Origin of the sequence: Sphingomonas gellani (assembly GCF_900110035.1) — a bacterium.
In the GTDB taxonomy this organism is placed as follows: Bacteria; Pseudomonadota; Alphaproteobacteria; order Sphingomonadales; family Sphingomonadaceae; genus Sphingomonas; species Sphingomonas gellani.
The window spans coordinates 212,082-225,925 of record NZ_FOCF01000002.1 but is presented as its reverse complement, the minus strand read 5'-3'; the positions used below and the strand labels follow the sequence as shown (position 1 = coordinate 225,925).

Annotated in this window: 9 protein-coding genes; 3 read left to right on the top strand and 6 right to left on the bottom strand. The window is 64.9% G+C overall.

The window, feature by feature from the left end; all coding sequences use genetic code 11:
* Positions 1–25: 25 nt before the first annotated feature.
* Complete coding sequence (locus BMX37_RS05340) at positions 26–2,815, top strand: TonB-dependent receptor (protein WP_212611395.1); 2,790 nt, start codon at positions 26–28, stop codon at positions 2,813–2,815.
* Positions 2,816–2,962: 147 nt separating this feature from the next.
* Here BMX37_RS05340 and nagA read toward each other — a convergent pair whose 3' ends face one another.
* The 6 genes from nagA to BMX37_RS05310 form a co-directional block, all read right to left on the bottom strand.
* Entirely contained in the window at positions 2,963–4,123 is a 1,161-nt protein-coding gene (nagA, locus tag BMX37_RS05335; RefSeq protein WP_093664452.1) for an N-acetylglucosamine-6-phosphate deacetylase, read from the bottom strand.
* Entirely contained in the window at positions 4,120–5,154 is a 1,035-nt protein-coding gene (locus BMX37_RS05330) for an SIS domain-containing protein (protein ID WP_244501403.1), read from the bottom strand. The genes nagA and BMX37_RS05330 overlap by 4 nt, the downstream gene beginning before the upstream one ends.
* Positions 5,138–6,055 carry a glucosamine kinase nucleotide-binding domain-containing protein gene (locus tag BMX37_RS05325; RefSeq protein ID WP_093664451.1) on the bottom strand — a complete coding sequence of 306 codons (918 nt, stop codon included), beginning with the start codon at positions 6,053–6,055 and terminating at the stop codon, positions 5,138–5,140. Before BMX37_RS05325 ends, BMX37_RS05330 begins: the two co-directional genes overlap by 17 nt.
* Entirely contained in the window at positions 6,052–7,326 is a 1,275-nt protein-coding gene (locus BMX37_RS05320) for a sugar MFS transporter (protein WP_093664450.1), read from the bottom strand. The genes BMX37_RS05325 and BMX37_RS05320 overlap by 4 nt, the downstream gene beginning before the upstream one ends.
* Before the next feature lie 86 nt (positions 7,327–7,412).
* Positions 7,413–8,558, bottom strand: coding sequence for an acyltransferase family protein (locus tag BMX37_RS05315; RefSeq protein WP_212611394.1), 1,146 nt, complete (start codon positions 8,556–8,558; stop codon positions 7,413–7,415).
* 287 nt (positions 8,559–8,845) lie between these two features.
* Positions 8,846–9,580 carry a GntR family transcriptional regulator gene (locus tag BMX37_RS05310; RefSeq protein WP_244501430.1) on the bottom strand — a complete coding sequence of 245 codons (735 nt, stop codon included), beginning with the start codon at positions 9,578–9,580 and terminating at the stop codon, positions 8,846–8,848.
* On the opposite strand from BMX37_RS05310, the gene BMX37_RS05305 reads away from it, so the two are divergent.
* Both BMX37_RS05305 and BMX37_RS05300 read left to right on the top strand, forming a co-directional pair.
* Positions 9,488–12,526 carry a family 20 glycosylhydrolase gene (locus BMX37_RS05305; protein ID WP_244501402.1) on the top strand — a complete coding sequence of 1,013 codons (3,039 nt, stop codon included), beginning with the start codon at positions 9,488–9,490 and terminating at the stop codon, positions 12,524–12,526. The genes BMX37_RS05310 and BMX37_RS05305 overlap by 93 nt on opposite strands.
* Positions 12,523–13,632: a lactonase family protein gene (locus tag BMX37_RS05300; RefSeq protein ID WP_093664447.1), complete on the top strand. Its 1,110-nt coding sequence runs from the start codon at positions 12,523–12,525 to the stop codon at positions 13,630–13,632. The genes BMX37_RS05305 and BMX37_RS05300 overlap by 4 nt, the downstream gene beginning before the upstream one ends.
* Positions 13,633–13,844 lie beyond the last annotated feature (212 nt).

Below are 13,844 nucleotides of genomic sequence, written 5' to 3'. Positions count from 1 at the left end.
CCAACACAAGAGGGGGGTTAAGGGGATGACGCACCCGCATATCAAGTTCAGCACATCGTTGATGGCGCTGGTCGCCGGGCTGTCCTGGTCGTCGATAGTGTCGGCGCAACAAGTGCCCGATACGGCGCCGGTGCCGGAAACCGGACAGGCGATGTCCTCTGACCAGGCGAACCCACCGTCGCCCGGCCCCGGGGCCACAGACGGCGAGGATATCGTCGTGACGGCAACGAAGCGCGAGACCCGCCTGCTCGACACGCCGATCGCGATCACGGCGCTCAGTCAGGCCAGCCTTGATGAAAAGGGCATCCGCACGGCGCGCGACCTGAAGGGCAACGTGCCCAACCTGCAATTGGGCGCAACGGCGGACTCAGGCAGCTTCTTCAGTCTGCGCGGCGTATCTTCGACGGACTCGACCGAGGTGTCGGAAGCATCCGTCGCGCTGCACCTCGATGGCTTCTACTCACCCCGGCCGCAGAGCGCGCTTGCATTGATCTACGACGTAGAGCGGGTAGAGGTACTACGCGGCCCGCAGGGCACGCTGTTCGGGATGAACTCGCCAGGCGGCACGATCAACATCATTCCCGCGCGCCCTGTGTTCGGCGAATATTCCGGCAAGGGCGAAGCGGAAATCGGCAACTACCGATCGCGCCAAATCCGTGCCGCGCTGAACTTCGGCCTGAGCGATCGGCTGGCGCTGCGCATATCCGGCTTTGTGTCTAAACATGACGGCATGCTGCGCCAAGGGCGGGACACGACAGATGCGTCCTACACGCCGTCGGACAAGCTGCTGGCCGAAACCAACGAGGACGGGACGCCGCTCGTCGGCGTGGTCGCGGTTCCCAAGGACGGGATTCCCGATGTCGATCAACGGCGCAATCGAGAGGTGGGCCGGTCCGATTGGTACAACAATGCGGACACCAGCGGCATTCGCGGCATCGTGCGGTGGAAGCCGGTCGACGAGGTCGAGACCAGCCTGCTTGTTTCGCATTTCGAGAACAACGGCGCCGGAGACATCAACTTCACCGATTGCCGCCAGGCGGAAGGCACGGTGAACGCATGTCGCCACCCGCTGCGTTATGTAAACATCAACGTTCCGGGTTCGCTGCACCTGACAATCGACACTTATCAACTGAAGATGTCGGGCGACGTTTCCGATCACATGGTGCTGGAATATCGCGGTGGCATCCAGCTGGAACGCCGGCGCCAGCGTGTCGACAACGATGCCGGCAATGGCCCGGCCGCAGAATGGTCGTCGATCGGCAATCCAGGGCCTCAGGTCTTCGCAGACGGTACGCTGAATGCCCCGGCCATCACCAACTACTACGCTGTCGCGGACGATAGCACCAACACCGATTCCAGCCGGTACTTCAGCCAGACGCAGGAGTTGCAGCTGAAATCGACGGGGGCGGGATCGTTCCAATACGTCGTCGGCGCGTTCCTCCTCCATGAGAACAAACGTATCCGTTACGATCAGGATTCGGTGGAGAGCAAATCGTTCGGCTTGCTGGGCGACGGAACTTTCCAGCCGGACGGACTGCCCTATTCCACCCGCTACAACCAGCAGAAGCGGACCACTACGTCCCGGGCGCTTTTCGCACAGGTAGACTGGCGCGTCATACCAAAGCTCGGCATCACCGCGGGATATCGGCAGACGTGGGACAAGAAGGGGGACCTCAACGGGCTGACCTATTATACCGGTGACGACCGCAACCTTTGGTATCGCGGGCTCTACACGCCGACACCGGGTGCGATCCGCGCTCATCAATCGAACAACCTGCAACCCGGCATGGGTATCGATGCCCCGCTGGGCGTCACCGTGCCGTTGCAAAGCGACCCGACCGACACCACGCGCAGCTGGAAGAACGGATCCTTCCGACTGGGCATGCAATATCACGCCAGCCCCGACGACATGATCTATGGATCGGTATCCAGTGGCTACAAGATGGGCGGCTTCTACGAGCTCAACGATACCTGCAACAACGGCTGTTTCTCACCGCTCGCCTACGACCCGGAATATGTCACCGCCTACGAGCTGGGGTACAAGGCGAAGGCATTGGACGGTGCCCTGCAATTCTCGCTGGCAGGGTTCCTGACCAAATATCGCGACATACAACAGACAGGTGAATTCTTCGTCGGCGTCGATCAGCGGCAGTTCTACCGCGACGCGAACGGTCAGCTGACCATTCCCAACGTTAATTTCGGGAAGGACATTTCCGCTTACACCACGGTCAACCTGACCAATGCCGACATCAAGGGCGTGGAACTGGAGTTCACCGCCCAGCCATGGGCACATGGCACGTTCAGCGGCTTTGCCACTTACCTGGATGCGAAAGTGACCAAAAGCGGACGCTTCATCGACAACTACGCCCGGGACGCCCGCGCGATCTATGGTCAGACCCCGCTAAACGTCATCGACGAGAACGGTATCACCACCCAGCGCTTCGGCGACCAGACGCTGCTCGGCAAGCGTCTACCCTTCGCGCCGCGGTTCTCGATCTCAATGAACTACCGGCATGAGATTGATCTCGGCCGCGTGCAACTGTCGCCCTTCGTGTCAGCCCGCTACCAATCGCGGATGTGGCTCGACATCCAGAATTATTCGGGCGCGCATCTCGGGCAGTACCAGGACCGGTATGCAAAGGTCGACGCCAGTGTCCGGGCCTCGATCGATGACGAGCGCTATTTCGTGGAAGCGTTCGGCGAGAACCTGACCGACATCGCCACCAAGGGGTTCAGCAACGTCTCATACGGAAAGGTTGTCGCCTATTACGATACGCCGCGCACCTATGGCGTGAGGATCGGGGCGCGTTTCTGACGGAGTTCGTGAGGCCGGGTGGGGCTGTCTGCGATGGCTCCGTCACGGATCAGAATGATGCGACACGGACGCGGCAGGCGGGAAGTCCGCCTTGCCGCGTTATTCCTTTTCGTGAACCGGGCTGCCGTATTGCGCCGAAGCGGGTCGCTACGCCGCCACCGCATGCGATGCGAGCGGATTCCCGTGTTGCCACACACCCTTTGGCATGCCTTCGCGCCCCAGCCACACAAGATCTGCCACACGGCCAACGGCGATACCGCCCGTGACATGGTCCAGGCCCAGAAACCGGGCGGGCGCGCCGGATGCCATCACGGACGCATCCGCCATGCCGATGCCCGTCATGTTGATGATGTTGCGCAGCGCGGAGGTCATGTCGAGGTCGCATCCGGCCAGCGTACCGTCGCTGGACATGCAGATGCCGTCGCGGGCCTCGATGCGCTCGCCGTTCAGCACGAACGACTTGGTCGCACTGCCGACGGTTGGCATGGCGTCGCTGACCAACATGAAACGGTCCAGCGGCCGCGAACGCAACGCGATGCGCAGCACGGGTGCGTCGACATGGTGGCCGTCCGCGATCAGCCCGCAAAAGCTGGTCTGGTCGTCCAGCGCAGCTCCCACCACGCCCGGCGCGCGATGCCGCAGGGGTGACATGGCGTTGAACAGATGGGTGAATCCGGTGACCCCCGCGTCCAGGGCAGCGCGCATGGTACGGTAGTCGGCATCGGTATGCCCGGCGGACACGATGACACCCGCCCCGGCCAGTGCGGCGATGTCGGCCGGGGTGCACATTTCCGGCGCGAGCGTCACCATCAAGCGCCCGCGTCGCAGCCCGCTGAGCAGCGCAATGCTGTCCCGGTTCAGTTGCACGAACTTCGCCGGATCGTGAATGCCCTTGCGGGTCTCCGCGAGAAAAGGGCCTTCGACATGGATGCCCAACACGCCCGGGATGCGCTCCTCGATCGCCCGCTCCACCGCGCGCATTGCCGCATCCACGACTTCCAGATCGTCGGAGATCAGCGTCGGCAAGAAACCGGTCGTGCCGAACGCAGCATGGGCGGCGCCGATCGCGGCAATGGCTTCGACGCTCGGATCGTCGTTGAACAACACGCCGCCGCCGCCGTTCACCTGGGTATCGATGAAGCCCGGCAGCAGGTGATCCCCCCTTAGGTCGACGACCTCACCACCCGGGCGATAGTCCGCCATGTCCCCCAGCGCAGAGATCCGGCCGGCCCTGATGCTCAGATAGCCGTTGTCGATGCTCCGCCCCGCTGCGATCAGCCGGGCGTTGACGAAGTCAATGTTGTTCATCGGGTGGACGTGACCTTGTTCAGATGCGGCGGAAGATCGGGATTCATGCCGCGCGCCAGCGACAGCGCGTTGGCGAACCGGTAAAAGCTCTGGATCATCAGCACGGGCTGCAGGGCGGGGTGCGCGTCCAACGCTGCCAGCGTACCGTCATGTGCCGCGACCAAGGCCGTCGACGCACCCCGCTCAGCGAATTGCGACACGATCGAGCGCACATCGTCGCCCGCTTCATCCGAGGTGGCGAACGCCAGCACGGGAAAACCTGGACCCACAATGGTCATCGGCCCGTGGCGCACCTCGGCGGACGAAAATGCCTCGGCATGCAGGCCGCACGTTTCCTTCATCTTCAGCGCAGCCTCCTGCGCGATCGCCAGGCCATAGCCGCGTCCGATCACGAACAGACTACGATCCGCCTCGAAGATTGGAAGCGCCGTGCTCCAGTCGATGGCAAAGGCCTGTTTCAATTGCGCTGGCAGCGCCTGCAATCCGCCACGCAGGTCGGCGTCGTCCGACCAGGCCGCGACCAGTGCAGCGATGCCCGCCAGCGCGGTGATATAGGATTTCGTCGCAGCAACCGATCGTTCGGGACCCGCCGACAGGGGCAGGACGTGATCGGCCATGCCGGCGAGCGGCGATGTCTCATCATTGACCAGCGCGATCACCGTCGCGCCTGCCACATGCTGTGCCTCCACCGTCGCCAGCAGATCCGGGCTGCGTCCGGATTGCGAGATCGCGATGCACAGATTGCCGCCGCCGCTGACCGGCGCATCGAAGATCGACGCGACCGACAGCGCCGCGGAGGAGGTCGGTATCCCCAGAAACGTCTCGATCATGTACTTGGCATAGGTCGCAGCATGGTCGGACGATCCGCGTGCACAGGTCACTACTGCCGCCGGTGGATGGGTGCGCAGGTGCATGGCCAGCGCGCCGATCGCGTCGGCATTGGCCGACAGGAACCGTGTCACGGCGTCACCGCCCTCCCCCGCCTCCCGCAGCATCAGAGTAGACTCTCGCACATCAGCCTCGGGCGACATGGTATTCTCCATCAGCATCTTGGACGTTCGGCGCGGCAAGACGCCGCGACAGCAGGATCGCCCCGGCCAGTGCATCACCCTGGGGCGCTTCGAGGCGGGAACGGACCGACGCCGGCAACCAAGGTCCGATATGCGCGGCCATGCCCCCCATCAGGCAGACCCGAACCGCGCCGACCTCCACCAGCCTGTCGATCATCCGGGCTATGTCATGCGCCGCGCGAGCGATGATCGCGCACGCGGCGGCATCCTCCGCGCGCGCGGCCTCGATTACCATCGGCGCGAGCCCACCGAAATCGCGCGGCCGCGCGGCGGTGATCCATCCCACCATCGCAGACGGGCGGCCGCCGATCCGATCGCGGACAGCCCGGGTGAAGTCCGTATCGTCGATCAGACCGTCCCTCGCCTCCAGCGCCCACTTGATCGCCGCGCGCCCCAGCGCGGCGGCGGAGCCCTTGTCGTCAACCTGGAAACCCCATCCGAACATCGGCCGGCCGATACCGTTCACGATCGCATAGGCCGCGCTGCCGGTGCCGGTGATCAGGATCGCGCCATCGCCGCCTCCCCACGCACCGAGACAGGCGATCTCGCCGTCGGACACCGCGACCGCCCGCAGGAAATCGGGTCCAGCCGCCAGCATAGCAGGGCCGTCGTCTTCCTCGACGATGCCGGCCAGGCCCAGCGCGATACTGGTTCGGCGCAGCACATCGCGCGAGAGGCCCGCCGCCCCCAACGCTTCGTCGATCGCCGCGTTGACGTTCGCCCAAGCCACGGCCTGTCCCAGCCGGATATTGCCGGGGCCGCCCTGCCCCTCACCCAGCACCGCGCCATGGCCGTCGCACAGCCTTGCGCGCGCATGGGTGCCGCCGCCGTCGACGCCGATCACATAGTCCGCCCGCGTCATGCCAGCCGATCCCGGCCCACCTGGCTTCCCACCAGCGCGAAGAACAGGATGTAGCAATAGGCCGGCGCCATCAGCAGCAGGAACACCAACTGGAAATCATGGTGCTGCTTCAGCACCGCGAACAACTGCGGCATCACCGCCCCGCCGCAGATCGCCATGATCATGATGGCCGAACCGGTTTCGGTGTGACGGCCCAGCCCGCGGATCGCGAGCGGGAAGATCGCCGGCCACATCATCGCGTTGGCGAAACCGAGTGCTGCGACGAAGCCGACAGACACGTAGCCGCGCGTCAGATAGGCGCCGAGCACCGCCAGGATGCCGAACACGGCGGACAATGCCAGATACCGCTCCTGGCTGATCACCCGCGGGACCAGTGCCACGCCCAACAGATAGCCGAACAACATGCCGGTCAGCGTCAATGAGGTGAAGTAGCTGGTCTGCGCGATCGGCATGCCCAGGCTGGCGCCATAGGTGCCGATCGCATCGCCGGCCATGACCTCCACACCGACGTAGAAGAACAAGCAGATCACGCCCAGCCACAGATGAGGAAAGGACGTGAGGCCCCTACTGTTTGCACCGTCGGCCGACGGCCGATCCGCCCCGCTCAGTTCCGGGAGGGGAGAGCGCAACACGCCGAACGCCAACACCGCCAGCACGGCTGCCATGGCCAGATAGGGCCCGTGGACCTTTTGCGCGAAATCGGCGAGCAATGCGTCCCGCGCCCCGGCGTCGGGCGCCGCCGCGATGGACGCCCCCAGGTCACCCACGCCCCGCATCACCACCAGGCCGAAGACGACGGGCGCAAGGATGCCCGCCACCTTGTTGCAAATGCCCATCACCGCGATCCGCTGAGCGGCACTTTCGATGGGGCCGACGACCGAGATGTACGGGTTGGCCGCGGTCTGCACCAAGGCCAGGCCGGCCCCGATCACGAACAGGCCGGACAGCGCGCCGGCGAACAGGCGCATGGTCGCGAACTGCCCGAACAGTGCCGCGCCGATCGCCATCACCAGCAGGCCGGCCGCCATGCCCCGCTTCATGCCCGTGCGCCGCAGGATCGCCGCGGCCGGAAGGGCGAACACGAAGTACGAGGCGTAGAACACCATCGGCACCATGAACGCCTCCACCTCGCTCAAGGTGAAAGCCAATCTGACAAACGCGATCAGCGGCCCGTTCAGCCACGTCACGAAGCCGAAGATGAAAAAGATCACGCCAATCAGCGCAACCGTCGATCGTTGCGAAGTGGATCGTGGTGCCACGAGTGTCGCCATTGCCGTCCCTTGTCCCTTGTTCGAGCACCGGGAGGCGTGGACACACGCCTCGACCTTGCCGGTATGCGCCCCGTAGGCGCCCTACATCAGACCTTGATGATCCAGTTGCGCCGCCGAAGCCATGTCATCGCCGCACCGATCAGCGCCATGTAGAGCAGCACCGGCACCAGCGCCGCCGCTTGCGGAGACATCCACGTCATCGCCCAACGATACGGCAGCAACAGCGCGTCCCAGGTCAGGGTGATGGCGGTGAGCTCGTGCAGTATGTAGGCCGCGATTGCGTTGCTCCCGAATGCGAGCGCGATCGTCGCTGGCCAACCGACAGGCTTCGACCGCCGATCAATGGTGGCGTGCAGAACACCGAGCACCAACGTGGTCAATCCGGAGGTGACGAGCACGAAGGGGCTGGACCAGAGATCCTTGACCATCGGGAATACCAGGCTCCAGACCAGGCCCACGACAAGCATGATCGCCCCGGCGAGCATCAGCGTGCGTGCGCCGCCGCTGACACTATCGCTGCCGCGCTGCCGACGCATATATTCGCCGATGACCACGCCAATCAGACCTTGAGCGATCGCCGGCAGCATGCCCAGCAACCCTTCGGGATCGTAACCCTGCGCCCCCGGCACATAGATGTGCTTGCCCGCACCCAGCATCGCACGGTCGACCCAACCGGCAAAGTTCAAGCCGCGCACCCACAGGTCGGTCGGCTGCCCATCGGGTTGGGGCACCATCAGCAGCGGCCAGTAACCCGCCAGCAACAACGTCGCGACGGTGATCCAGGTGCGAGGGCCGGATTTCAGGAAAAGCAGTGCGCAAACGCCGTACACGATGCCGATCCGTTGCAGCACGCCCCAGAACCGCCAATCCGCCGTCGCCGAATGCGCCAGCCAGTGCAGGTTGGAAAGCAGGAAGCCGATCAGGAACAGGCGAAAGCAGCGCCGCGCGATCCGGATGCCGACATCGCCCTGCCCAACACCGCGCTTATCCCGATCCAGCGACATCGGGATGGCCACGCCCACCATCATCAGGAATCCGGGAAAGACGGTATCCGCCAGGTGCAGCCCATTCCAATGCACATGGAGCAGGGTGGCATATACCTGAGCCTTGTTGTCATAGAACATCCCCGCGCTCGCATTGGCAAGGATCATACCCATCACGGCGATGCCGCGAAGTATGTCGAGCGACTGCATCCTCCCGGGCGCACGGTTCTCCACCTGCTCTTCGCGCAAAGCCTTTCCCCTCCAGACTATGGTGTCATGCTAGCGCAGTTGCTCGCCTCTGGATAGAGCCAATGTAGACCTATGTATTATCGAGTGTTGACGCTGCGCCGCTTTGTCGACCTCCTCCCCTGACACATATTAGCTGGCAGTGTTCGGCCGAGCGCTTTCGGCAACCGGAATGGTCATGCAGTCGTCAATCGACGATCACGGGGCTGTGGGCGAGTCGGGAGGCCAGCGCCGACAGGCGCTGTACACCCCGCCTCTTCGTGGCGATCGCAGCTGCCCATTACAAAGCGTCAGTGCCCACCAGGCTGGCCGCCGCCTCTGTCGGGCGACGAAAGACGGCGCTGAAGGTCGCTCAAGTCAGCCGCCAGATCATAAGCGTCACCGCGATAGTAGGATTGGGTAAACTCAACCGTCCGGCCATCAGCCAGGAAGCTGCGGCGCTCAATGAACAGGCTTGGCTGGCCGGCCTCAACACTCAAGGCCTGCGCCTGATCCGCCGTGACGGCCACCGCCCGCAATCGCTGCAACGCCCGGACCGGACGGAATCCGGCTTGGCCCGGCACCTCGTCCAGCGATTCCTGCACCACATTTTTGGAGGCCAGGCAGAACCCCGGTACCGTGGAATATTCGAACGCCATCGAGGTACCGTCCGCATAGCGGATGCGGTTGACCCGGTAGACCTGCGATCCCGGCCACAGCCCGAGTGACAGCGCCTCCTCCGCCGTGACCGCGCCTGCCGTCCTGCTGACCCAAATGCTCGACGGAGTTCGGCCACGCAGTTCCATGTCCTCCGAAAAGGAAGACAGCTTGGAAAAGCTCTTTTCGACACGTCCGCCGACCACGAACGTGCCCGCACCCCGCCGACGCGCCAGCAGCCCCTCGCTGACCAGCCCTTCCAGCGCCTTGCGCACCGTGATCCGCGAGACGTCGAAATGGACCGCCAGATCACGTTCCGTTGGGATCCCCTCGTCGGATCTTACAATGTCCCCAGCGATAGCGTCGCGGAGCACTTTCTGGAGTTGCAGATAGAGCGGCGTGGCCTGCTCCTTCTGCGGCCCCCCATGGCTGGAATGAGCACATGCGCCTCTCTTGCTGCCGTGGACTCCCCTGAACCGTCCCTGAGGTGCAGCGGCCACATTGTCCAGTCAGTCGACCCGGAAGGACGGCCATTCGCGACCGGCACCATAGCCTGCCTCCCTATACAAGCCACCGTATTGCTGTTGACGGCAAGCACTGGGCATGACAAGTTCATAACAAAAGGGGAGGATTGGTCAATGTCGTCGGCCACTGCACTGATCGCGGCTTTAGCGGCACCTTTGTCCTTTCAGCTTGCTCAGGCCGCACCTCCCTCGCTGGCGTCGACGTCCGTTGAGGAAACTGCCCGATCGGTCGATGCACTCACGCAGAGGGATCTGGACAGCTTGGCCGCCGATCTCGGCTACCGGATGACGATCGTCAGCAACCGACCCGGTAATTGTCCCACCGGCAAGGTCGTTTGCTTCGACGTCGACCTAGCGATAACGACGCCGGCCAGGGTGCCGGCCGGAATCGCCGCCGCCGAAATCCGCTTCGGCTTCATCAACGGAATCGTCGCGGCCAGCAGCGACGTGTTCGACGTCAGGCTGATCAACGGCGACCTTCACAGGCTGTCGATCAAGCCCGGTCAAACCTGGGCAGCAGCCACGACCTACCATGTCCGGCTGGTCGGCGCCGGCAACTGGTTCTCAACCTATCACGCCATGCCCAACGCGCACATCGTGGCGCCCGGTTTGCAGGGCCGCGTGATTGCGGCAAGCAAGCCGCGGGTCGACGGACAAAGCGGGCTGGAATCGTTGCCGTTCGTGGCCCCCATGACCGATGAAGCGTTGCTCGCTACCCAGGCAGTCGACGACGTCACGCGCTGGCTCGCCCCGGAACGGGCTCTGGAGCGTTATGCCACGCGCGGCCCCGCTTCTACGCCTGACACCGTGATCCTACCGCTCCCCGCGTCGATAAACCGCCCAGCGGGCGAACCGCTGGACCTCACGCGCGGTGTCCAAGTCAAGCTGTCCGGCGTGAACGCGCGCGATGTCGCACCCGCGCTTGCCGCCATAAACGCGGTCGGGATCGGCAAGGGCCCCGTTCCGTTGCGCATTCTGGTCCATCCCGCTGCCGACTTAGGTGCAGAAGCATACCGGTTGTCGATCCGCCCCGCCGGCGTGGATATCCGTGCCGGCGGCGCTGCCGGCGCGTCCTACGCCCTGCGCTCTCTGGTGCAACAGGCTGCCGGGGAACAGGGCCGACCACGCCCCCTTGAGGTGCAGGACGCGCCGCGACTTCCGTTTCGAGGGTTACACGTCGATCTGGGGCGGAATTTCCACAGCCGCGACGAAATCCTGAAGCTGATCGAGCAGATGGCCACCTACAAGCTCAATCGGCTCCATCTGCACCTTGGCGACGACGAAGGGTGGAGATTGGAAATTCCTGCTCTGCCCGAACTGACGCGGGTCGGCGGGTACCGGTGCTTCGATGATACCGAGCAGACGTGCCTGCTGCCGCAGTTGGGCGCGAATCCCGATCCGGCTGCGCCAACCAACGGTTTTCTGACGCAGGCGGATTATGTAGCCATCCTGCATGCCGCACGGGATCGGCAGATCGAAGTGATCCCTTCCTTCGACATGCCTGGACATTCCCGTGCCGCGATCCGGTCCATGGAGGCGCGGTACGCACGCCTGATGGCGGCGGGCCGCCGATCGGAGGCGGAGCGCTATCGCCTTGTCGATCCGAACGACGCCACCCGCTATCGCAGCATCCAGAACTACAACGACAACACGCTGAATGTTTGCAGCGAGAACACGTACCACTTCGTTGACACGGTGATCGACGCGATCCGCGCCATGCACAAGACCGCGGGCGTGCCGCTCAGGACGTATCACATCGGTGCGGATGAGACCGCGGGCGCCTGGACCGACTCACCCGCCTGCCGGGCTCGCATGGCAAAAACCGGGGAAAAGCCGGCGGACTTGGGCGCCGCGTTCATAGAGCGCGTCGCGGGCGACTTGGCCAAGCGCGGCATCATGGTCGCCGGCTGGAGCGACGGGCTCAGCCACACCGCCGCCGACCGCATGCCCGCAAAGGTACAAACCAACATCTGGGGGGGCATGTTCACGGGCGGCGTGACCGAGGCGCACGAGCAGCTCAATCGCGGCTGGGCCGTCGTACTGTCGATGCCGGACGTCACCTATCTCGACATGCCCAACGCCGTTGACCCGATGGAAAGTGGCTACGACTGGGGCGCGCGAGAAACCGACAGCTTCAAGGCCTTCGCCTTCATGCCGGAGAACCTGCCTGCCAATGCGGCGCTGATGACGGACGTGAAAAGCCGCCCGAGCACTATTGCCGACACCGCGCCGGTCGCGCAGAACCGCCGCATCGCCGGACTTCAGGCGCAGGTTTGGAGCGAGACCGTCCGCGGCGACGCTCAGGTCGATTACATGCTGTTTCCCCGCGTCCTGGCGCTAGCCGAACGCGCCTGGCACCGCGCCGCGTGGGAGCCGACCTATGTCGCCGGAACGTCCTACACCTTTGGCGATGCTCGTGTACCCATGTCGGACGTGTACCGGGATTGGCGCGACTTCGCAGGACGCGCAGGTGCCGCACTGTCGGCTATGGACCGCGCGGGGATCGCCTATCGTCTCGCGCCGCCGGGCGCCCGCATCGCGAACGGACAACTGGAGGCGATGGCAGAGCTGCCAGGGGAGACCATCGAGTATAGCGACGCCGGGGGACAGTGGCGTCCTTATGCCGGACCAGTCGCCGTTACCGGCGATGTGGTGGTACGAACCCGTTCCCCCGATGGCCGCAGGGTCGGGCGCTCCGTCACCGTAACGCAACGGCAAGAAGCGACGAACGGTAGCCAGGTCGCAGTCGCCGCGACGCGCCCTTCCCCCGCCGCCCCTGCCCAGCCCGCAAATAGCGTCCCGACCCAGTGAGCAGCTCGGACGCCCCGCAACTTGCACCGACCCGCCGCCTGGTCATCGGGGGAGCGTTGGCCATTGGCCTGTCGCCGGTCGCGACCGCGGGCGGCAGACGCGACACGCTGATCGCCGGCAGCTACACGCGCGAGGGCGGACCGGGGCTGCTCACGCTGGCACACAGCGCGCGGGGCTGGCGCCGGATTGCACTGGCCGACGGCATCCGCAACGCCTCGTTCGGCGTCTGCTCCGTCACGGGACTCCGGTACCTAGTCGACGAGCAGGAACATGGTGCGATCGGCATCTATGATCGCGATCTGCGCCGTCTGGCGGTCCTGCCAACGCTCGGCGCCGATCCATGCCACGTTGCGTTGCGGGGCGATGGCGGCGCCCTCGCGGTCGCCAATTACTCCAGCGGCACGGTGACGCACTGGCGGCTGGACCCGGCCACCGGCCTGCCGATCGGACAGCCGCAGTCGATAAGCCATGCCGGCTACGCACCCGCTGGCGGTGTGCAGGCACCCCATGCACATTGGGTCGGGTGGGTCGCAGACGGCTCGTTGCTGCACTCAGTCGACTTGGGTGCGGACGCGATCCTGGCCCATGACATCGACCCGGGAACGGGACGGTGCCGGGCCACCGCGATCGCCTATCGCGCGCCCGCCGGCTCGGGACCCCGCCACCTCGTGCGCAATCCGCATCGCCCCGTCGCATACCTCATCAGCGAACTGTCGAACACCGTCACGCTGCTCGACGCGCAGGCGGACGGCACCTTCAGCGCACGCGCGATCCTATCCACCCTTCCCGCCGACTTCGTGGGAAAGTCCGCGGCGGCGCATATCGCGATCAACCGGCGCGGTACCCGGCTCTACGTGTCCAATCGCGGGCACGACAGCATCGCGGTGTTCGCGCTGAGCGCGCACGGGGACATCACGCCGATCCAGCATGTCGCCTGTGGGGGCCACTGGCCGCGCATGTTCCTCCTGCGCGAAGATGCAGGCGAACTGCTGGTCGCCAACGAGCATTCCGGCGACATCGGGCAACTCGTTGTCCGCCCGGACGGCCGCCTGGGCGCCGCGACCCCGATCGCATCCGTTCCGGGCATCGCGTTCCTGGCCACCTGATATTCGCGCCTTTCCAGCGGATGCGATCGGTGAGTGCGCGCACATGGTTCGGCGGTCACGAGGTACGGCCGGATGACGGCGGGTGATGCGGCATTCTCCGCCCGCTCGCCCGCTCGGCCGCGCTGAAAAGGCGCTCCGCGGTCTCCTGATGCCATGCAATGTAAGGCAGGGGTCGTCGTCGCGGAACGTCCTTATGGGGAGACATGGCTTGT

Excerpts from the sequence above, each read along its gene's own strand:
- BMX37_RS05320 (WP_093664450.1), bottom strand. The coding sequence starts at position 7,326 with ATGGCGACACTCGTGGCACCACGATCCACTTCGCAACGATCGACGGTT.
- nagA (WP_093664452.1), bottom strand. The coding sequence starts at position 4,123 with ATGAACAACATTGACTTCGTCAACGCCCGGCTGATCGCAGCGGGGCGG.
- BMX37_RS05305 (WP_244501402.1), top strand. The coding sequence starts at position 9,488 with ATGGACCGCCAGATCACGTTCCGTTGGGATCCCCTCGTCGGATCTTAC.
- BMX37_RS05340 (WP_212611395.1), top strand. The coding sequence starts at position 26 with ATGACGCACCCGCATATCAAGTTCAGCACATCGTTGATGGCGCTGGTC.
- BMX37_RS05330 (WP_244501403.1), bottom strand. The coding sequence starts at position 5,154 with ATGTCGCCCGAGGCTGATGTGCGAGAGTCTACTCTGATGCTGCGGGAG.
- BMX37_RS05325 (WP_093664451.1), bottom strand. The coding sequence starts at position 6,055 with ATGACGCGGGCGGACTATGTGATCGGCGTCGACGGCGGCGGCACCCAT.